This is a genomic window from Gordonia mangrovi (assembly GCF_024734075.1).
GTDB lineage: Bacteria > Actinomycetota > Actinomycetes > Mycobacteriales > Mycobacteriaceae > Gordonia > Gordonia mangrovi.
This window is the reverse complement of record NZ_CP102850.1, coordinates 408,775-427,172: the sequence shown is the minus strand read 5'-3', so window position 1 is coordinate 427,172 and position 18,398 is coordinate 408,775. Positions and strand designations below refer to the sequence as shown.

The 18,398-nt window shown below is 66.0% G+C and carries 20 protein-coding genes, 1 tRNA gene and 1 pseudogene; 11 read left to right on the top strand and 11 right to left on the bottom strand.

Annotated features, from left to right (window positions below; translation table 11 throughout):
* Nucleotides 1-17: 17 nt before the first annotated feature.
* A tRNA-Ala gene (locus NWF22_RS02070) sits at nucleotides 18-90 on the top strand.
* 224 nt (nucleotides 91-314) lie between these two features.
* On the opposite strand, the gene NWF22_RS02065 is transcribed toward NWF22_RS02070, so the two are convergent.
* The 3 genes from NWF22_RS02065 to NWF22_RS02055 form a co-directional block, all read right to left on the bottom strand.
* On the bottom strand, nucleotides 315-1,553 hold the full coding sequence (locus tag NWF22_RS02065; protein WP_160900850.1) for a DUF3500 domain-containing protein: 1,239 nt from the start codon (nucleotides 1,551-1,553) through the stop codon (nucleotides 315-317).
* Between the two features lie 284 nt (nucleotides 1,554-1,837).
* Complete coding sequence (locus NWF22_RS02060; RefSeq protein WP_160900851.1) at nucleotides 1,838-2,059, bottom strand: amphi-Trp domain-containing protein; 222 nt, start codon at nucleotides 2,057-2,059, stop codon at nucleotides 1,838-1,840.
* 279 nt (nucleotides 2,060-2,338) lie between these two features.
* Complete coding sequence (locus NWF22_RS02055) at nucleotides 2,339-2,947, bottom strand: TetR/AcrR family transcriptional regulator (RefSeq protein ID WP_160900852.1); 609 nt, start codon at nucleotides 2,945-2,947, stop codon at nucleotides 2,339-2,341.
* Nucleotides 2,948-3,072: 125 nt separating this feature from the next.
* Here NWF22_RS02055 and NWF22_RS02050 point away from each other — a divergent pair, with 125 nt between their 5' ends.
* Together NWF22_RS02050 and NWF22_RS02045 are read left to right on the top strand one after the other, a co-directional pair.
* Nucleotides 3,073-4,932 (top strand): multicopper oxidase family protein, encoded by a 1,860-nt coding sequence (locus tag NWF22_RS02050; RefSeq protein ID WP_373691975.1) that lies wholly within the window; start codon nucleotides 3,073-3,075, stop codon nucleotides 4,930-4,932.
* 30 nt (nucleotides 4,933-4,962) lie between these two features.
* Complete coding sequence (locus NWF22_RS02045; RefSeq protein WP_160900853.1) at nucleotides 4,963-6,627, top strand: ABC-F family ATP-binding cassette domain-containing protein; 1,665 nt, start codon at nucleotides 4,963-4,965, stop codon at nucleotides 6,625-6,627.
* Here NWF22_RS02045 and NWF22_RS02040 read toward each other — a convergent pair whose 3' ends face one another.
* The 4 genes and pseudogenes from NWF22_RS02040 to NWF22_RS02025 all read right to left on the bottom strand — a co-directional run bounded on the left by NWF22_RS02040 (nucleotide 6,628) and on the right by NWF22_RS02025 (nucleotide 8,637).
* Entirely contained in the window at nucleotides 6,628-6,918 is a 291-nt protein-coding gene (locus tag NWF22_RS02040) for a 2TM domain-containing protein (RefSeq protein WP_160900854.1), read from the bottom strand.
* Between the two features lie 175 nt (nucleotides 6,919-7,093).
* Complete coding sequence (locus tag NWF22_RS02035; RefSeq protein WP_160900855.1) at nucleotides 7,094-7,594, bottom strand: serine hydrolase; 501 nt, start codon at nucleotides 7,592-7,594, stop codon at nucleotides 7,094-7,096.
* Between the two features lie 97 nt (nucleotides 7,595-7,691).
* Nucleotides 7,692-8,198 (bottom strand): annotated as a pseudogene (locus NWF22_RS24530) (serine hydrolase domain-containing protein); the annotation flags it as partial.
* 241 nt (nucleotides 8,199-8,439) lie between these two features.
* A complete protein-coding gene (locus NWF22_RS02025; RefSeq protein ID WP_160900856.1) occupies nucleotides 8,440-8,637 on the bottom strand; it encodes a VOC family protein in 198 nt (65 codons plus the stop codon).
* Between NWF22_RS02025 and NWF22_RS02020 the strand changes: the two genes are divergently transcribed.
* Together NWF22_RS02020 and NWF22_RS02015 are read left to right on the top strand one after the other, a co-directional pair.
* Complete coding sequence (locus tag NWF22_RS02020) at nucleotides 8,636-9,115, top strand: TetR/AcrR family transcriptional regulator (RefSeq protein WP_160900857.1); 480 nt, start codon at nucleotides 8,636-8,638, stop codon at nucleotides 9,113-9,115. The genes NWF22_RS02025 and NWF22_RS02020 overlap by 2 nt on opposite strands.
* Before the next feature lie 70 nt (nucleotides 9,116-9,185).
* Complete coding sequence (locus NWF22_RS02015) at nucleotides 9,186-10,049, top strand: AraC family transcriptional regulator (RefSeq protein ID WP_160900858.1); 864 nt, start codon at nucleotides 9,186-9,188, stop codon at nucleotides 10,047-10,049.
* A 21-nt stretch (nucleotides 10,050-10,070) separates the two neighbouring features.
* Here the strand turns inward: NWF22_RS02015 and NWF22_RS02010 are convergent, their stop codons facing one another.
* Nucleotides 10,071-10,448 carry a VOC family protein gene (locus NWF22_RS02010; protein WP_160900859.1) on the bottom strand — a complete coding sequence of 126 codons (378 nt, stop codon included), beginning with the start codon at nucleotides 10,446-10,448 and terminating at the stop codon, nucleotides 10,071-10,073.
* Nucleotides 10,449-10,746: 298 nt separating this feature from the next.
* Between NWF22_RS02010 and NWF22_RS02005 the strand changes: the two genes are divergently transcribed.
* The 3 genes from NWF22_RS02005 to NWF22_RS01995 all read left to right on the top strand — a co-directional run bounded on the left by NWF22_RS02005 (nucleotide 10,747) and on the right by NWF22_RS01995 (nucleotide 13,411).
* On the top strand, nucleotides 10,747-11,490 hold the full coding sequence (locus tag NWF22_RS02005) for a hypothetical protein (protein WP_202398173.1): 744 nt from the start codon (nucleotides 10,747-10,749) through the stop codon (nucleotides 11,488-11,490).
* Between the two features lie 56 nt (nucleotides 11,491-11,546).
* Nucleotides 11,547-12,467 (top strand): glycine betaine ABC transporter substrate-binding protein, encoded by a 921-nt coding sequence (locus NWF22_RS02000; protein ID WP_258321301.1) that lies wholly within the window; start codon nucleotides 11,547-11,549, stop codon nucleotides 12,465-12,467.
* 83 nt (nucleotides 12,468-12,550) lie between these two features.
* A complete protein-coding gene (locus NWF22_RS01995) occupies nucleotides 12,551-13,411 on the top strand; it encodes an SDR family NAD(P)-dependent oxidoreductase (protein ID WP_160900860.1) in 861 nt (286 codons plus the stop codon).
* Between the two features lie 11 nt (nucleotides 13,412-13,422).
* On the opposite strand, the gene NWF22_RS01990 is transcribed toward NWF22_RS01995, so the two are convergent.
* The 3 genes from NWF22_RS01990 to NWF22_RS01980 all read right to left on the bottom strand — a co-directional run bounded on the left by NWF22_RS01990 (nucleotide 13,423) and on the right by NWF22_RS01980 (nucleotide 15,156).
* Nucleotides 13,423-13,602, bottom strand: a complete 180-nt coding sequence (locus NWF22_RS01990; protein ID WP_160900861.1) for a hypothetical protein — start codon at nucleotides 13,600-13,602, stop codon at nucleotides 13,423-13,425.
* Nucleotides 13,603-13,799: 197 nt separating this feature from the next.
* Nucleotides 13,800-14,138, bottom strand: coding sequence for a histone-like nucleoid-structuring protein Lsr2 (locus NWF22_RS01985; RefSeq protein WP_160900862.1), 339 nt, complete (start codon nucleotides 14,136-14,138; stop codon nucleotides 13,800-13,802).
* Nucleotides 14,139-14,343: 205 nt separating this feature from the next.
* Nucleotides 14,344-15,156, bottom strand: a complete 813-nt coding sequence (locus tag NWF22_RS01980) for a hypothetical protein (RefSeq protein ID WP_258321300.1) — start codon at nucleotides 15,154-15,156, stop codon at nucleotides 14,344-14,346.
* A 1-nt stretch (nucleotide 15,157) separates the two neighbouring features.
* Between NWF22_RS01980 and trhO the strand changes: the two genes are divergently transcribed.
* From trhO to NWF22_RS01965, 3 genes are all read left to right on the top strand, one after another.
* Complete coding sequence (gene trhO, locus NWF22_RS01975; RefSeq protein ID WP_160900864.1) at nucleotides 15,158-16,039, top strand: oxygen-dependent tRNA uridine(34) hydroxylase TrhO; 882 nt, start codon at nucleotides 15,158-15,160, stop codon at nucleotides 16,037-16,039.
* A complete protein-coding gene (locus NWF22_RS01970) occupies nucleotides 16,036-17,112 on the top strand; it encodes a CobW family GTP-binding protein (protein ID WP_160900865.1) in 1,077 nt (358 codons plus the stop codon). Before trhO ends, NWF22_RS01970 begins: the two co-directional genes overlap by 4 nt.
* A 210-nt stretch (nucleotides 17,113-17,322) precedes the next feature.
* Nucleotides 17,323-18,387, top strand: coding sequence for an N-acetylmuramoyl-L-alanine amidase family protein (locus NWF22_RS01965; RefSeq protein ID WP_202398344.1), 1,065 nt, complete (start codon nucleotides 17,323-17,325; stop codon nucleotides 18,385-18,387).
* The last annotated feature ends 11 nt before the right edge of the window (nucleotides 18,388-18,398 follow it).

The following is an 18,398-nucleotide window of genomic DNA, read 5'->3' as shown; positions in this document are numbered from 1 at the left end:
GGTGAACAACAGAACACGGGGCTATGGCGCAGCTGGTAGCGCACCACACTGGCAGTGTGGGGGTCAGGGGTTCGAGTCCCCTTAGCTCCACCGACAGAGAAGCCTCCTCCGATCTGCATCGGAGGAGGCTTGTCTGTGTCTGGCCGGTGGTCGGATGGCCGGACGGATGTGTCGTCGTACACGATCGATGGCCCGTAGCGCACTCAACAAATCTCGTGCGTGTCGCTCTCCTCGACCGGATCCTGTCGACGAATCCTGCGCCATCGGCACGGGATTCGTCGAAGGTGTGAACGCAGCGGAACGATCGAGCAGAGTCAGTTTCCGGGTGGCCCGCCGGGTCCGCCGGGGCCGTTTGCTCCGCCGGGTCCGCCGCCCATTCCGGACGCTTCCTGCTGCGTCACGCTGCCGGCGTAGTCGTTGGTCGGGTCGCGATAGATGGTGTGGATGTGGCCCCATCCGGAAGTCGTGTAGCCGTCGACGTCGGCGCCCGCCGATCCCTGCTGGTTCGAGAACTCGATGTAGACGTCGGGGCCGGAGATCTGGAAGTAGATGCCGTTTCCTTGGGACATGTCGTACTCGGTGGCGCCCGACCAGTTCACGTACGTCTGATCGAGCGTGGCCTCGATCTCCGACAATGCTGCCGCGGTGGTCTCCGGGTCGGACATCCCCACCCAGTTGGCGACCACGTCCAACAGCAACTCCTTCTGCTCATCTGTCAGATCCGCGCCGGCGATCCCCGTGCCGGAGGGGTAATCGCAGGTGTCGCCGGCACCGCACACCAGGTTCGACACGTTGCTTCCCTGGTAGAGCTGCGCCCGCTGTTCCTCGGTGAGGCTGTCATAAAAGGCGAATGCCGTTTCGTACATTCCCGAGAGCGACTGCACCTCGTTGCCGTCGGCATCCGTGTAGACCGCGGGCTGCGCGCCGAGGTGCGTCGGTGCGAACGTGATCGACGCGTCGGCGCCGTTCAACGTGGCGTTGATCCCGAGGTGGTGGCCGCCGAATTGGACCTGCCAGGCCTGCGAATCGGACGGGTCGCCGAAGAAGGCGATGTAGTACTGCCCCAATGAATCCTCGGACGAGCTGCTGTTGTCGAGGAGGAACTGGTCACCGCCGATGATGCCGGTCACGGTGTCGTACCCGTCGTCGCTGAGCAACGCTTCGAGTACCGCCATCGCGGCACGCCGCTGTTCGGAGTCGAGGTCGGTCAGATTCAGCCCGGCGCGGTCGACAAATGTGACCGGGAAATTGGACCACGACGTCGTCTTGGTCTCGTCGTCATAGGCGTACACGACCGCTTCGCGCTGCTCGTCTGTCAGAGTGTCCAGGAATTGCTCAGCAGCGTCGGCTGTAGCGGTTATCGTCCCGGCGGAGGTCTCCGAATCCGGGCTCGTCAGGCTGGAATCGTCGACAGTCGCCGCCGATGTCGTGCTCGCCGATGTCGTGGAGGTGGCGTCCTCGGTGCCCGACGCGCACCCGGACAGCGTGAGACCACCGGCGAGAACCAATGATGCCACGATCGTCGCGGCACGATGCGAGGGTGAGATGTTCATGTCTTGAACGGTAGAACTCGAATCTGGAAAGTCGCTGTCAGCACGCTGTGAGGTCACCAACGTCGATGGTGGGACGCGGAATGTCCGATCGCACAACGGCGTTTGCCGATCATGGCCGCAATTGACTTGTCGCCCTGCGGTCTCGGTCGGTTCGAGACCACTTCCTGGTGTTCGGCAGGCCCGACACCGCCAAAGTACGCCACGACGGTGCCGAGCCCGCTGTCACGCTCAGCACCAGCTCGGACGACCACGGCGGGCACGTCTCGGTGTTCGCGGTCGCAGAACTACCAGGAGATCTCGATCTCGATCTCGGATTCCTCGCCGCGCTCGATCTCGACCTTGAGCTGCACGGTCGGCGGGATGTCGACGCGCACGGTCTTGTTGTTCTCCACGTAGGACACCTCGTTGTGGCGCGCGATCGCGTCCGCGAGGTCGCGAAGTCGCTGCGCGGCTTCTTCTCGGCTCAACTCGGTCTTCGTCTTGTGCTCGAACAACTCGTCGCTCATGCACGCCATCGTCAGTAGTCGGGAACTGTGTCGTCAAGCAGTGGGACGCCGACGCTTCGGGAAACATCTGGTGCCAACGGTCAATGGATGCACCTCACCATCTTCCACGGCGTGGCTGGTCTCTTCGCGGCCCGTACGAGTTCCTCGTGCAGCCGGTCCTCGCGGGATATGGGCCGACGGTGTTCGCCGGTCGGTCTGCGGGAGCGCATCCAGCTCGAGCTCATCGTTTGCCGCGAGTTGGGGTCGGGCGCGGTCGCCCTACGCTACCGGCACGCCCGGTCAGTGATCGGCTGAACCGGATGGGTCGGCCGCCGGTGACGGTTGGGTGACGGTGTACGACAACAACCCGGGAAGTGCGTGCTGCACGTCCCGCGCGGAGATGGTCGGAAGTCCCTCGTGCCCGTGGATGTAGCCGATTCCGGCGTAGACCAGTAGTCCGGCGAGGAGCCGCGCCTGGTCCGGGCTCATCTCGAGCTCTCGCAGTGTGGCATCAACGGCGTCGAAGATCTCTCCGTCGATGTTGCGGACCGTCTCGGCGACCTTGTCGTTGCTACGCGCCCGGCTCCGGATGGCTCTCTCCACCGCCAGATGGTCATCGCTGATCAACATGGTCGACAACGTGGCGAGCCGGGCGTCGGGGGGCATCTCGGAAAGCCCGTCCAGGTCCGCGACGCGGCGACGGTTCATCGTCTGCCAGCGCACCGCCATCGCCTCCCACAGGGCGTCGAGATCCGTGAAATGCCAGTAGAAGCTGCCCTTCGTGACCCCCAGCGAGGTGCACAGCCGGGCGATGGTGACTCCAGGCACTCCCTCGGAGGTGACAAGTGTCAACGCAGCGTCGACCCAGTCGGTGGCATTGAGTCGTCTGGTGGGGCGCGATCTGGTCATCGGCAGTCGATTCTCCCAGACCGCTGCAGGCGTTGGACCTCGACGGCGCCTGGCGAGGGAGAACCGAGCCAACCATACTGGTGGTATGGTGCACCGGTGGCGAAGGGCCGAGTAGGGGGGACCGAGTGGGCCAGAGCGTGAATCGTCGGCAATTCCTATGGGGGACAGCCACAGCTGCCGCCGCAGGTGCAATAGCGGGGCGCCTCGGGACCCCGTCGGCCGGTGCAGATCCGGCGATTCCGGTGCCCACCATCTTCCACTCGCCGGACATGGCCCCGTACGTCGACGAACTGCCGGTGCCGGGCACCAGCACCTCGTCGCCGACGACGCCGATCGAGATCGTCGCGCGCACCACGAGCACCAGATTCCACCGGGATCAGCCGAAGGTGCCGACGATGGCCTACAACAACGAGCCCTATCTGGGCCCCACCATCGAGGCGTATGTCGGTGAGCAGACCACCGTGCACTATCGCAGTGAACTCGGTGAACACATCTTTGCCGCGGATCTGGACACCTCACTGCACGGGGTATCCGAACGCTACCGGGGTCAACCGGTCACCTCCATGCACCTGCATGGCGGCGCGACCCCACCGGAGTTCGACGGCAACCCGGAACGGCTGATGCTGCCGCACCACGGCACCGCGTTGTTCGAATTCCCCAATCGCCAGGAAGCCGGCCACCTCTGGTATCACGACCACGCGATGGGGATCACGCGCGCCAACGTCTACGCAGGCCTGGCCGGGATGTATTTCCTGCGCGACGACCACGACACCGGGGTGCCGGACAACCCACTCGGGCTACCGGCCGGTGCGTACGAAGTCCCGTTGATCTTGCAGGAGAAGATCTTCGGCGAGGACGGCCGCCAGTCGCTGCGCTCGACCCCGCTGGTCCCGCAGGGTCTGTGGGAGGGGGGCGCGGTCGGTGACCGTGGTCTGGTCAACGGCAAGGTGTGGCCGAAGATGACGGTCGATCGCGGGCTGTACCGATTCCGGCTGATCAACGCGGCATCGACCTCGGTCTGGCATCTGTTCTTCTCCAACCGCATGCCGTTCTGGGTGATCGGCAACGAGGGTGGCCTGCTCAACGCGCCGGTCCGAACCCGCTCGTTCATGGCGGCACCGGCCGAGCGCTTCGACCTGCTCGTCGACTTCAGCTCGTTGGCCCCGGGTGAGACCGTGGATCTGTGCAACGATCTCGCGCCGCCGTTCCAGGCGGCGGTGATCGGTGAGGGGGCCGTGCCCCGGTTCTGTCGGTTCATCGCAGGCACCGACCGCGGTGACCGACGCCCAGTGCCGACGACACTGCGGGGCGGTCGGACACGACCCGCTCGCATACCGCCGATCGCGACACCGCAGCGGATACGGCGGGTCAGCGTCTCGCAGCCATACGAACTACGTCTGCCGCCGGCCATCATGTCGCTGAACAATCTGCGCTACGCCGATCCCCAGATCGAGAAGCCGCGAGCGGGTACCACCGAGCGTTGGGACATCATCAACATCACACCCGACTCGCATCCGATTCACCTGCACCTCGTGATGTTTCGCATCCTCGGACGTCGGCCCTTGCGCACCGTCGACTATCAGGTGGCGAACCCGCAGCCGCCGATCGGTACCCGCTGGGCGCCTGACCCGAGTGACTTCTACGCCGGGCCGATGCGCGGCCCGGCCGCCTGGGAGGCCGGCTGGAAGGACACCGTGCGCGCGGTCGGCGGGCACGTCACCTCGATCGTCGTGCGGTTCCCGACCGCCGACGAACTCGGCTTCGATCCGGACGCGGTCTTCTCCTCCGATCCGACGCAGTCGTGGACTCGTCCGTCGGGCGCCCACGAGGTGGCCCCACCCTCATCATCGGGACACGCCCACCACGCCCGGGCCACACCGGTTCACGGGCTGGCCACCAAAGACCTGCAGGGGTACGTCTGGCACTGCCACATCCTCGATCACGAGGATCACGACATGATGCTGCGGTACCGAGTGGTGCCGTGACGGCCCCGGGGAGGTGCGACGATGGGTTTCATGACCGCCACACTTGTCGCCAAGGACGTCGCCGGTGGCTATGCGGACCGCGTCCTGTTCGACCATCTCGACCTGACGGTCGCGCCCGGCGATGTGGTCGGTGTCGTCGGAGCCAACGGTTCGGGAAAGTCGACGCTGCTTCGGATCCTGGCGGGTGAACTCGCCCCGCTGGAGGGGTCGGTCACCCGATCCCCGGCCGATGCCTTCGTCGGCTGGTTGCCGCAGGAACACGAACGGGTCCCCGGAGAGACCGTCGGCCAGTACGTGGCCCGGCGGACCGGCTGCGCGGCGGCGACCGCGGCGATGGACGCGGCCGCCGCGGTCCTCGCCGATCCGCAACCGCCGGCTGGAGGTGACGACCCCGCCGCCGTGTACGCCGCGGCGCTCGATCATTGGATGGCGACCGGGGCCGCGGACCTCGAGGACCGGCTGCCGGGCGTGCTGGCCGACCTCGGGCTCGACGTCGGGGTTGTGGAACCCGAATCGGCGTCGATGACCGGTCTGTCCGGGGGCCAGGCCGCTCGCGTCGGTCTGGCCGCGCTGCTGTGTTCGAGATTCGACATCGTGTTGCTCGACGAACCGACCAACGATCTCGACCTCGACGGACTGATGCGCCTGGAGAACCTGGTTCGCGGGATGCGCGGTGGTGTCGTGCTGGTCAGCCACGATCGAGAGTTTCTGGCGCGCAGCGTCACCCGCGTCGTCGAGTTGGATCTGGCACAGCACACCAACACCGTGTTCGGCGGCGGATACGAGAGCTACCTCGAAGAGCGTGCGGTCGCGCGCCGGCACCGGCGCGAAGAGTACGAAGAATTCGCCGCGAAGAAGGCGGATCTGGTGGCGCGGGCGCGGACCCAACGCGAGTGGTCGAGTCAGGGTGTGCGCAACGCGATCCGCAAGGCCCCGGACAACGACAAGATCCGACGCCGCGCCGCAATGGAATCGAGCGAGAAGCAGGCGCAGAAGGTCCGCCAGATGGAGAGCCGGATCGCCCGCCTCGACGAGGTCGTCGAACCCCGCAAGGAATGGGTCCTCGAGTTCACGATCGGGTCCGCGCCCCGATCGAGTTCGGTTGTCGCGACGCTCAACAATGCTGTCGTGCGGCACGGTGATTTCACTCTTGGTCCGCTGTCACTGCAGGTGAACGCCGGCGACCGGATCGGCATCACCGGCCCCAACGGGGTCGGCAAGTCGACGTTGCTCGGGCTGCTCCTCGGGCGGATCATGCCCGACGACGGGACCGCACAACTCGGTGCCAACGTCGCGATCGGCGAAATCGATCAGGCACGTGGGCAATTCACCGGAACACGGCCCTTGGCCGATCGATTCGGCGACCTGGTTCCGGACTTCGCCCCGGCTGAGATCAGGACTCTGCTTGCGAAGTTCGGGCTGCGAGCCGCTCATGTCGAGCGCGCGGTGGGGGATCTTTCGCCGGGGGAGCGGACGCGGGCGGCGCTGGCACTGTTGCAGGCACGCGGCACCAACGTCCTCGTGCTCGACGAGCCCACCAACCACCTTGACCTGCCCGCCATCGAGCAACTCGAATCGGCGCTGCAATCCTACGACGGGGCTCTGTTGCTGGTCACCCACGATCGCCGGATGCTGGCGACGGTGCGGACGAATCGGTCATGGCACGTCGACGGTGGTCACGTCACCGAGTTGTGACTATCGCCCACTCGACGGGGACCTGTCGCGGTCGAGGTACTTCCTGGTCTTTCGGTCCTCGAGTTGCCGCCCGTCGATCAGGTACGCGAGCACATGGAAGGCGAGCGCGAACCCCCAGATGGCGGTGATCCAGCCGGCCCACTGCGCACCGGGTGCACCGAGTGCGAGATCGAGGGCCCAGAAGGCGGCGTTGATGATGACGAAGACGCCGATGTGCCAGAGCAGGCCGGTCAGATAGCGCGCGCGTCGACGAGCCAGGACCACGGGGGATGCGTCATCCTGCGGGTTCATGCCACCTCCTCATCTCTCTTCCAGACTCGCCGCTGCGGCGGATGCCCACAAGAGTCCTTCGTCGCTGCGTTCCGCGGAACGCGGTGCGCGTCGGCAGCCCCGAAAGTCGGCAGATGTCGGTGTCTGATCGGCCGCCGGCCGCCCGGCCTCGCGGCAGGCCGATCACCCGCTCAGGTCATCGCGCGCCGGCGGCCCGGGCCGCGGCCTGGCTGAGGCGGAGAATGCGCAGGTCACCGATCGGTGTTCCGGCGCCGCGGTTGCACACCATCGCCAAGGCCAGGTCGTGCTGCGGATCGGCCCAGGCGCCCGAACCGCCGAACCCGAAGTGGCCGTAGGCCTGGGGGAGCTGGCTGTCGACGAGCGGCAGTCGGTGATAGCCGAGTCGCCACTGCATCCGCATCACGATGACGCGGTCGGGTTTGTTGTTCTGCACCTCGGCGGCGGTGCGGACGGTGTCCTCCGACAGCAGGCGCACCTCGCCGAGACGACCGCGACCGGCCAGCATCGCGTACATCGCGGCCAGGGACACGGCGTCGAAGTGGCCGTTCAGTGCCGGGACGGCGGCATCGAGGAGGCGTGGGTCGACGAAGACGTCCTCCATACCGCGTGCCGACAGGCTGTTGTACATCCGATGCGGATTGACCGGTGATCGTGCGGCGCGCAGTCCCCGCGACATCAGACATCATGTTGAAGGCGAGTCCGACGCCTGCGCCCACCAATCTGTTCGATGGCATCGACATCGGTCGCAGCGGTGCGATGCGGTGCCGCTGCTCGGGCGGGCAGCCGATGAACAGGCCACCGAGGTCCAGCGGTGCGGCGATCTCCTTCTGGAGGAACACTTCGATCGGCATTCCGGAGATCCGCCGTACCAGTTCGCCGACGAGCCAACCGAACGTCAGCGCGTGGTACCCGACCGCAGTGCCAGGTGCGTAGGCGGGTTCGGCCCGGGCCAGCGCATCGGTCATGTGCTCCCAGTCGAGCAGGCGTGACGCGTGATCGACGATGCTGCCGAAGCGATGCAGGCCGGCGGAGTGGCTCAAGACCTGCCGGACGGTGATGTCGGCCTTGCCGTTCTGCGCGAACTCCGGCCAGTACGTGGCGACCCGCTCGTCATAGTCGAGTTCACCGCGGTCGGCGAGCACATGCGCGCACGTCGCGGCGACACCCTTGGTGGTGGAGAAGCACATGGCCAGCGTGTCACGTTGCCAGCGGTCGCCCTCCGGCGTCCGGGCCCCACCCCACAGGTCGACGACCAGTCGGCCACGGTGGTAGATGGCCACGGCGGCACCGCCGTCGGAATGGGCGATCTGCTTGCCGAAGACGTCGGCCACCTCATCGAATCGTGTGTCGCAGTGGCCGGCGACGAGATCTGTTGGGACGTTCACCTGTCGGACCTTCCGCTGAGCGGTGCGTTCACCGCGTCGGAGCCCTACCGAGGGTAGTCGCCGAATGCGTGCAGATGGTCACGATCAGGACAAATCCGCCACAGACCCAGGAGTAGATGACGGCGGAGTGGACCGCTCAGGCGTCGGTCGTCTGATCCAGTACGTAGATCGTCGTGCCACCGGGATCTCGGTACGCCGCCATGAATCCGCCCGGAATCTCGGCGGGTTCGTCCACCACGGTCAGCCCCGACGGCAGCGCGGCATGGAAGTCGGCGAGGCTCGCGACCGAGAAGACCGGACCGGGTGGCGCGTCGGGATCAGTGGCATCGACCATGAGCGTCACCGCACTCCCCGGAATCACCAGGGTGACCGTGGGTGAACTCGCTGCCGCGGCGGACGTCACCACCGGCGCCCTCTATCACCATTTCCGGAACAAGATGGGGCTCTACCTGTTCGTCCGCGCCGACGTGGAGCAGCGCCTCCTGGACCGCATGGCCGGTGCCGCGGCGGCATCGGGACGAATCAGCGACGTACTCCTGGTCGGCTTCGACTATGCGATCCGTGAGCAGTTCACCTACCTCCTCGGCCAGACGCCACCCGATGGGCGAAGCGACCCGGTGACCGACTTCGTCGCCGAGCTGCTGGACTCGTTGGCGATCGATGCGGAAGCGGGCATCGTGGTGGCCGCCTGGCGCGCCGCCCTGCTGGCCGACGCCGATGGGGCGGAGCGGATTCGCATACGGACCACGCTTCGACGCATTGTCGGTGGACTCGACCACGACCCGGCCTCGCCGGGGGGAGTCGGTCACTGATCGTTTCCGGCCACGAAAATCGGGCGCGGGCCAGGGCGGCGCGACGAGGATCGTAGGGGAGAGGAGGGCCATGATCGCCACACTCAATGCGCTGGTGGATCTCGTCGACCGACACGCCGACGTGACCATCGATGTCGCGCGCTTCGCGCGTGCGCACGGCACCACCGAGTATCACCTGCGGAGGATGTTCGCCGCCTTGGCGATGATGCCGTTGTCGGAGTATGTGCGTCGCCGCAGGATGACTCTTGCCGCAACGGATCTGGTCAGTACCGAGGCCGGTCTGTTGGACATCGCCATCCGCTACGGATACTCCTCCACCGAGGCCTTCGGGCGCGCGTTCCGGTCGGTGCACGGAGTAAGTGCCGCTGATGTGCGCCGGGATGGTGGCCCGCTCAGAACACAACCGATGCTCAGGTTCCGTCTGAGCGTGGAAGGGAGTACCCCCATGGATGTCACCATCACCGAGCGCCCCGCACTCGTCCTTGCCGGGTGTGCGGCGCAGGTGCCGCTCATCCACCGCGGCGTGAATCCACACATCCAGGAACACATCGCCTCGATTCCGCCGGCGGAGCATGCACGACTGAAGGCGCTCGGCGACACCGATCCCGCCGGTATCCTCGCGGTCACCGCGGGTCAGGAACCGGATGCGCCCGAAGGAACGCCCGTCACCTACCTGCACGGCGTGGCAGTACGTGCGGACTCGACGGTCCCCGACGATCTCGACACCGTGTCAGTGGATGCGGGCGCCTGGGCGACGTTCCATTCGAGCGGCCCGTTCCCGGACGCCCTGCAACAGACGTGGGCGGCCACCGCGACGGAGTGGTTTCCGTCCAACCCCTGGCGGTTGCGACCCGGGCCGTCGATTCTGCGCTACCTCGAACTGACCGAGACCCACGCCGTCTGCGAGATCTGGCTACCCATCGAACGGGCATGACATCGCTCGGGGCATTGCTGCTCAGATCAGTGCTGGCGGGTCGTATTTCGGTTCGTAGATCGTGATCTCGCCGGCACCGGGGACCTTCACACCGACGGTGACACCCCACGGTTCCTCGACCGGCGAGCCGGAGAATTCGGCGCCTTTGGCCGCGAGCTCGGCCATCGTCGCGCTGAGGTCATCGCACATGAACGACACGTCGAAGCGTTGATCGGTTCCTCCGGTCGTCCCCTCGTACTCCCACGAGCTCGGATGGGCGCCCAGCTCGCTGGGGCCGGTCGCGAAGATCAGCCATCCGCCACCGGTGTCGACATGGGGGAACCCGAGAACATCGCGGAAGAAGGCGCGCGCGGAATCGGGGTCGTCGCAGTAGATCAGCGTGTGCAGTGCGGTGATCATGGGTCCAGGGTAGAACGGGTTCCTCGCCGCGGTGGCTCCTCGCCCAAGTCCGAAGAGAGCGACCGATAACGGCTACGCATCCGCTGCCGAGACTTGATCCCGACGGCGCCAAACAATAGACGGTGCTGAACCCGGCACCGGCACCGCTTCGCGATCCCGCCCGCTGACGCGGACCGACGCCGGTGGGTGGTTCCGGCGTGCGTACCGCACACGTGATGGCGCCGTGCCGAAGCGGCCGGCGAGGTAGGATTTGGTCCGTTGGTTGATTCGAAAGCCAACACAGCACTGGGAGTGCCTCATGGATACCGACGGCCCGCCAGACGGTCCCACGCCCGATGCTGACGGCCTACTCGCCGTGGCGCGCAATCTCTCTCGCTTTCATCGTGAACACGAGAAGTACTATTCCGAGGCGCCGTTGTCGGATGCGATCGCATTGCAACGCATCGCCCGCACCATCACCGCGCTGGCCGAGCGGTGGTCGACGGTCGAGCGCGCCACACAGACTTCACCGAGCCCGTTCGCGGGCGCGCCGGATCTGAACGACGAGCGTGCGATCGAGACCTCGGGTGTCCTGTTCATGGAAGGCGCCGGGGAGCCGGTCGAGATCGGTCGGATCGAATACGAACTCGAAACCCAGGCGGGCCGCAGCGAGCAGAGTGGCGAGTGGCTCGCGGCCGCCATGCAGACCTCGTGGGAGGTGTCAGAGGCCTTGTTGTCCTACCCGGAGCTCGCCGACCTGCTCGCCGAGCGGCACCGCATCATCGGCAACAACTGGCGCAATGCGGCCACCTCGCAGCTGATCGCGCGCTACCTGCGGCGCGCTGTTGCGATGATCCGGCGAGTCGACTTCACGCCGGCGGCGTTGCGAGCGAACCTGGCCGGCGAGCGGATAGCGGCCAAGTACCTGTATGCGGCCGCCGAGATGATCGCCCATGCGGCCGATCTCGGGGTGGAGAGCGCGGTGCTCACCCACGAGGACGAACGGCGCTGGCGGATCTTCAACGAACGGCTCGGCGCGGTGTCCGGCGCGGAACACCGCTGACTCGCGGGCGTGACGTCATGATGAGGCGACGGTGGCAGACGGCTACGGCGGGTTTGGTGGCCGCGGCACTGCTGTTCACCGCGTGCGGTGGCGGTTCGGGCGAAGATGTCGCGAGCAGGTTTTCGTCGTGCTCGGTAACCGCCGGGATCGCGGACGCGAGTGCGGAGCCGGTGGGGGAGCCCAACATCATCATCGGCGCGTTCGTCGGCTGGGACGAATCGACGGCGGCGGCCCACCTGATGAAGAACATCCTCGCCACCAATGGATACGACGCCCAGGTGAAGACCCTCGATGTGCGCGCGGGGTTCTCGGCGACGGCGAATGGCGAGATCGACGTCATACCCGATGTCTGGCTGCCCACGACACACAGCTCCTACATCGACCGGTACGGATCACGGATGGACCCGTTGGGCTGCTGGTACGACAACGCCCAGTTGACCATCGCGGTGAACAGTTCATCGCCGGCACGGTCGATCGCCGATCTGGCGACCATGGGGGGCGCCTATGACAACACACTCGTCGGAATCGAACCCGGCGCCGGTGAGACATCCGTGGTCATCAACCGGGTCATCCCTGAGTACGGTCTGGCGGATCTGACCTTCCGAAGCTCGTCGACGGCCGACATGCTCGGGTCGCTCCAGCAGGCGACCGACGACCAACGGAACATCGCGGTGACCCTGTGGAGACCGCACTGGGCGTACACCGAGTTCGACATCCGGGATCTCGAGGATCCGAAAGGCGCCATGGGCGGGGAGGAAGGAATCTGGAACTTCGCCACCAAGGGCTTCGGTGACAGCGCACCCAAAGCGGCGCAGATGTTCACCAATCTCATCTTGCCGGATGCGGGCCTTGCCGAGCTCGAGTACCTGATGGTCCAGCGGTACGATCGTGCCGATCCGGATGGTGCCGTCGTCGAATGGCTCAGCGCGCACCCCGACTTCGCCGATCGGCTCGTCGCTGGGACCCTGGGTGAGTAACCCCGGACGGCGAGCACTCCGAACAGCGAGCAGTCCAGACGGCCCACCCCAGCTGCACCACCACAGCAACAGAAGGAGTTCATGTGGACACCATCGGACCGATCCTGATCACCGGGTGCTCGAGCGGTATCGGCGCGGCCACCGCTGCCGAACTCGTCGGCGCGGGCAACCTCGTGTACGCCACGGCGCGCAATCCCGACTCCCTGGCCGAACTCGCCGCCGCCGATTGCCACGTGCTCGCGCTCGACGTCACCGACGAGGAATCGATGCGCGCCGCGGTCGATGAGATCGAGCACGCACACGGCACGGTCGGTGCGTTGGTCAACAATGCCGGATATTCGCAATCGGGTGCCGTGGAATCGATCTCGCTCGATGACATCCGTCGTCAGTTCGAGACCAATGTGTTCGGGCTCGTCCGGATGAGTCAGTTGGTGTTGCCGGGGATGCGGCGGGCCGGGCAGGGGCGCATCGTCAATATCGGCTCGATGGGTGGGAAGCTCACCTTTCCCGGTGGCGGTGCCTACCACGCCACGAAGTATGCGGTGGAAGCACTCTCGGATGCGCTGCGATTCGAGGTAGCCGGTTTCGGAATCCAGGTGGTGCTCATCGAACCCGGGCTCATCGTCACCGACTTCGCGACGGCGGCATCATCGTCGATGTCCGGCCTCGACGACGACGGGCCGTACGGAGAGTTCAATGCGGGCCTCGACGCGACGATGAAGGAGATCTATTCCGGGCCCGTCGCCAAGGTGTTGGGTGCCGGTCCGGATGCGGTGGCGAGAACGGTTCGCAAGGCGCTGACCGCCGACCGGCCCAAAGCGCGCTACACCGTCACCGCATCGGCGAAACTGGGGATCGCCCAACGCCGGATCACTCCGGACCGGCTGTGGGATCGTGCCATGCGCATCCCGTTCTCGGTTCCGCGGGCCGAGCGTGACCGGTGATCGAGCACGGGTCAGTTCAGGGCGACGAAAGCGTCGTACACCATGAAGGCAGGCCAGAGTAGGCCCTGGATGATCGCCCACACGTACTCCCAGAACCCGTCAGCCTGCTGCCAGAAGTAGACCCACCCACCGAGGATTCCCAAACCGTAGACGGCCCCACCGCCGGCCGCGCCGGCGTTGCTGTCACTCATCTCGCCCCGACCTCCTGCTCGACATGATCCCGGGGATGGCACGGGACCGTGACGTCAATTGTGTCCGCGAACAGGGGTGGTGTACCAGGGACTTTTGGCACGGGACCCGCGCACGGCAACCGCCGGGGACCCTCTGCACGACATTCGGCGCCGCGGTGTGCGGCGCCGAATGTTGTTCGTTTGTTGGGTGGACAGGGTCAGTGGGCGGCCTCGAAGGCCTCGATCACATTGAGCGGGATGCGACCGCGATCGCTGACCTCGTAACCGTTCTGGGTGGCCCAGTCGCGGATTGCCTTCGTCTGTTCCTTGCTGCGGCCGGCGGATACCGGTGCGGCGCGCTTCACGCCGCGTGCTGCCGATGTGACCCGCGAAACCGAGATGTATTTCGCGAGCGAATCACGAAACTGTGCAGCGTGCTTTGCGGAGGTATCGAATTCGTAGGTCTTTCCGTCCAGTGACCACCGGACGGTCTCGTAGTCCTCGAGAACCTTACCGTCGATGTCGTCGATGACCTGGACGATTTCTTTCTTCGCCATAGTGAACTCCGTCTTTCCTCGTCGTGACAATCTGTTCTCGGGCGGATTGGATTGACCAACGCGCCGATGCCTCTCCCCATGCAGCATTGTTGCGATTTCTTCGATGGTTCACATACTAGCTGTCAGGAAATAAGTGGTCGCTGAGAAACGCCCACTTTCTCGGATGTATGTGAATAGTTCGTTGCGGAGATTACCACCAGGGCGCTCAGGAGGTCGGGACTGTGTCAGGGGTCATTGTCGAGGTTTGGGCCGAGCCGGCGTTGTCGTCGAGTCCGTCCGATGACGACTCGGTTCGCGAAGCGGGAATTCCGAGAAGTTCTGCCGGTGCTCGATCGGATGCCTCGATCTCCTGCAAACCCGTTGGGGTGATTGCGAATCCGTCATCCGATCGCGATTCGAGACAGAACATGCCGGCCGTCTCGACGAGGCAGGAAAACCTCGAAATCGAAATCGTGTGGCCGTAGTCGACGATTGTGCTGCGGTATAGAACGGGGTAGTGATCGGCACAGACCCCTTGATCTGTCCCTTCCGCACTGAGTGTGACCAGATTGTTCTTGCCGTCGCATCCACCGGGCGCGTCCGGCGATGTGGACATCGAAATGTCTGCATTGACTCGGCACGCCAGAGTGGTGATGTCCGCGGTTGCCGTCGAACAGTTCACACCGCGATCCGGCGGTGAGAAGTGAAAACCGGAAGTGTCCTCGAGTGTGGAATCCGGTGTTTGGGATCCCTGATGATACTTGGCATTGTCCACGCGTGGCGCAAGGGCGATGAGTCGGCCGATCGTCCAATTCGGCAAGGGTGGGTCGGCGGTGTCCTCGAGAGACGAGTCGATGTTGGTCGACGCGCTGGTTTCCGTCTGGGTCGATAGCACGTCGGTCGGCGGTAGCACGATCTCAGAAGGTGCGGTGTCGGTCGAAATCGCGCATGCGGTCGCCGATGCGCAGAAGAATGCGCCGAGAACCAGGCTCGCGGACCGGCGCAGTGAGTGGCGGCGCAGGCATCCGTACCCTTGCACTGTGTCAACCCCCAAGATCGTGTTGTTCTACCAGTTCACCCCGCTCGCCGACCCCGAGGCCATCCGGCTCTGGCAGCAGGCGCTGTGTGAGCAACACGGCCTGCGCGGCAGGATCATCGTGTCACCCCACGGCATCAACGGCACCGTCGGCGGTGACATCAGACAGGTCAAACGCTACGTCAGGGCCACCCGCTCCTATCCGGCCTTCGCCACAACCGACGTCAAATGGTCCGACGGTACCGGCGACGACTTTCCTCGACTCAACGTCCGCGTCCGGCCGGAGATCGTCACCTTCGGTGTCCCCGACGAGGTTCATGTGGACCACGACGGCGTCGTCGGCGGTGGTGCCCGTCTTTCTCCGCAGGATGTCCATGACCTGGTGGCCGAACGTGGTGAGCAGGTGGTGTTCTTCGACGGCCGCAACCGCATCGAGGCGGAGGTCGGTCGCTTCTCCGGCGCGGTGGTCACCGACGCGCGCACGACTCGCGATTTCGTGCCCCTGCTCGACAGCGGCCGGTTCGATCACCTCAAGGATCGTCCTGTCGTCACCTACTGCACCGGGGGTGTGCGCTGCGAGGTGTTGAGTGGACTGATGCGGGCGCGCGGGTTCCGTGAGGTGTATCAGCTCGACGGTGGGATCGTCCGGTACGGGGAGGAATTCGGTGACGACGGACTGTGGCAGGGCTCCCTCTACGTGTTCGACAGCCGCATGACCGTCGACTTCTCCGAGCACGCCGCGGTGGTGGGGACGTGTGCGCGGTGTGCGTCACCGACGAACGACGTGGCGAACTACCCTGACGCACTCGGTCGCGACCTCGCAGTCCTGTGTGCCGATTGCCGACAGGAGCTGGATACCGACGACGCCGAGCGTGTGCGGTCGTGACCCGACCGACGGTGCCCGTGATCGTGGTGGCAGGCTTCCTCGGATCCGGCAAGACCACACTTCTCAACCACCTGTTGCGTAACGCTGCCGGCGCGCGAATCGGCGTGCTGGTCAACGACTTCGGCTCGATCAACATCGACGCCATGCTGATCGCCGGGCAGGCCGAAAGCACGGTCAGCCTGTCCAACGGATGTATGTGCTGCGCGGTCGATGCCGACGGCGCGCAGGATGCCCTGGTGCGGCTGCTGCGGCCGAAGGCGGCAATCGATGCGATCGTCATCGAGGCCAGTGGTATCGCGGAACCGCGCGCCCTGGTTCGGATGGTGACCGCATTCGACGACCCACGGATGCGGTACGGCGGATTGGTCTACCTCGTCGACGCCGCCACCGGAAGTCAACTGCGGGTGCGCCACCCGGAGATCGACCGGCACGTCGAGATCGCCGATCTCGTGGTGGTCAACAAGGCGGATCTCGCGGGCGAGGACGAACTCGCCCGGGTGCGGGCCGATGTGCGCGCGGTCAACGACACCGCGCCGCTGGTCGTCACCGCCGATGGCGTGATCGATCCCGCCGCGTTGTTCGACGTGGTTCCACGAGCCGACGAGGTCGGCGGAACGCGCAGCCGGCAGCTGACTCTGGACGAACTGCTCGAGGAGTGCGCGCACGAGTCGGGGGACCACGGGCCGGGGGACCACGACCGTGCCGATCGTCGGCACGACCACCTGCACGACGGCTTCACGTCGGTGGACTTCGTCTCCGACCGGCCGCTGAATCCGCGCCGGCTCGCCGAGTTCCTGGAGCGACCGCCTGCCGGCTGCTACCGGATCAAAGGCGTGGTCGCCTTCGATGTGCCCGGGCATCGGCAGCGGTTCGTCGTCCACGCCGTGGGCGGGTTCGTGCGGGTACAGCGAGAGCCGTGGGGTGGGCGGCTGCGGACGTCGACGTTGGTCGCGATCGGCGTCGGGATGGATGCCGACATCGTCGACCGTCGTCTGGCGGAACTCGTCGATGACGGAGAGCCTGACCCCAACGGTGTGCTCAGCATCACGCGGTACCTGGTCACAGCTCCCTAACGGTTTGTCTCAGCTCAGGTCCCGGATTTCTCATCTGGACGACGGGCTGTTTCACTTGTTACAACTGTGACTGATGTGGCCAGTGTTGCGTTTCGGAAGGAGTGTGGCGGCAGCAGCCGATCGCGGCTGACCGACGCCCGAACAGCGATGACCCAGCGACGCACGACATATACCGAGATCACGTCCCGCCCGTTCGGTGGCCGACACACGATGCCCGGTCGCCGGCGCCGATTGATCGTCGCCGCGATGTCGGCGCTGGCGCTGACCGCCGGCGCGGTGTCGGCGACGACAGAGGCGTCTGCGGTGCCGGCTCCCGCACCGACCGGCAACACCCTGGCCGGCAAGACCGTCTTCCTCGACCCCGGGCACCAGGGCAGCGCCGCTGGACACGACATGAACGCTCAGGTCCCCGACGGTCGAGGCGGCAAGAAAGCCTGCCAGACCAGCGGTGCCACGTCGGTCAACGGCGTCGGAGAGCACACCGTCAACTGGGATATCGCCCAACTGGTCAAAGCCGGCCTGGAGAGCCAGGGTGCGCGCGTGGTGTTGAGCCGCGTCGACGACACGGGCTGGGGAGGCTGTATCGACGAGCGCGCCGCTGCAGCGAGCAGGTCGGGCGCGGCCGTGGCGGTCAGCCTGCACGCGGACTCCACGACGGCCGGCGCGGACGACGCCAAGAAGGGTTTCCACATGATCGTGCCGACGCTGCCGGTCCCGGACGCCACGGTCAGCCGGGTGCAGGGCGGCGAAGGTCGTAAGGCGTCGGAGATCATGCGTGACGCCTTCGTCAAGGCCGGCTTCCCGGCGGCCAACTACGCCGGGGTCGACAACGGTCTGCAGACCCGGCCCGACATCGCGGCGGTCAACCTGACCACGGTGCCGGCTGTGTTCGTCGAGATGGGCAACCTGTCCAACCCGCAAGAGGCCGCGGCACTGACGGCCAAGGACGGACAGCTCAAGTACGCGATGGCGATCACCGACGGCATCCTGAACTATGTGCGCGGTGTCACCACGCCGACTGATCCGCCGGCGGCGACCGGCCCTCTGCCGGACGCGGCCCCGGCGCCGACCAGCAGCACCCCGGCGCCGCAGAGCGGCAGTGAGCAGGGATTGGAGATCGTGATCCCGTTCGTGCAGCAGTTGCTCGCCACCGAGGATCCCGCCGAGGTCGTGCAACTGTTGCTCGGCGAAGGCCAGGACGTCTCCGCGCAGGTGCTCAAGGCGATGTTGACCATCATCTACGGCCTCTTCGACGGCGACCTGCCGATCGGCTGACGCCCCCCAGG

Coding starts and splice junctions, on each gene's coding strand:
- NWF22_RS01965 (WP_202398344.1), top strand. CDS start 17,323: ATGCCCGGTCGCCGGCGCCGATTGATCGTCGCCGCGATGTCGGCGCTG.
- NWF22_RS01990 (WP_160900861.1), bottom strand. CDS start 13,602: ATGAGTGACAGCAACGCCGGCGCGGCCGGCGGTGGGGCCGTCTACGGT.
- NWF22_RS02015 (WP_160900858.1), top strand. CDS start 9,186: ATGATCGCCACACTCAATGCGCTGGTGGATCTCGTCGACCGACACGCC.
- NWF22_RS02005 (WP_202398173.1), top strand. CDS start 10,747: ATGGATACCGACGGCCCGCCAGACGGTCCCACGCCCGATGCTGACGGC.
- NWF22_RS01985 (WP_160900862.1), bottom strand. CDS start 14,138: ATGGCGAAGAAAGAAATCGTCCAGGTCATCGACGACATCGACGGTAAG.
- NWF22_RS02020 (WP_160900857.1), top strand. CDS start 8,636: ATGAGCGTCACCGCACTCCCCGGAATCACCAGGGTGACCGTGGGTGAA.
- NWF22_RS02035 (WP_160900855.1), bottom strand. CDS start 7,594: ATGTCGCGGGGACTGCGCGCCGCACGATCACCGGTCAATCCGCATCGG.
- NWF22_RS02065 (WP_160900850.1), bottom strand. CDS start 1,553: ATGAACATCTCACCCTCGCATCGTGCCGCGACGATCGTGGCATCATTG.
- NWF22_RS02040 (WP_160900854.1), bottom strand. CDS start 6,918: ATGAACCCGCAGGATGACGCATCCCCCGTGGTCCTGGCTCGTCGACGC.
- NWF22_RS02060 (WP_160900851.1), bottom strand. CDS start 2,059: ATGAGCGACGAGTTGTTCGAGCACAAGACGAAGACCGAGTTGAGCCGA.
- NWF22_RS02025 (WP_160900856.1), bottom strand. CDS start 8,637: ATGGTCGATGCCACTGATCCCGACGCGCCACCCGGTCCGGTCTTCTCG.
- NWF22_RS02045 (WP_160900853.1), top strand. CDS start 4,963: ATGACCGCCACACTTGTCGCCAAGGACGTCGCCGGTGGCTATGCGGAC.
- NWF22_RS02055 (WP_160900852.1), bottom strand. CDS start 2,947: ATGACCAGATCGCGCCCCACCAGACGACTCAATGCCACCGACTGGGTC.
- NWF22_RS02010 (WP_160900859.1), bottom strand. CDS start 10,448: ATGATCACCGCACTGCACACGCTGATCTACTGCGACGACCCCGATTCC.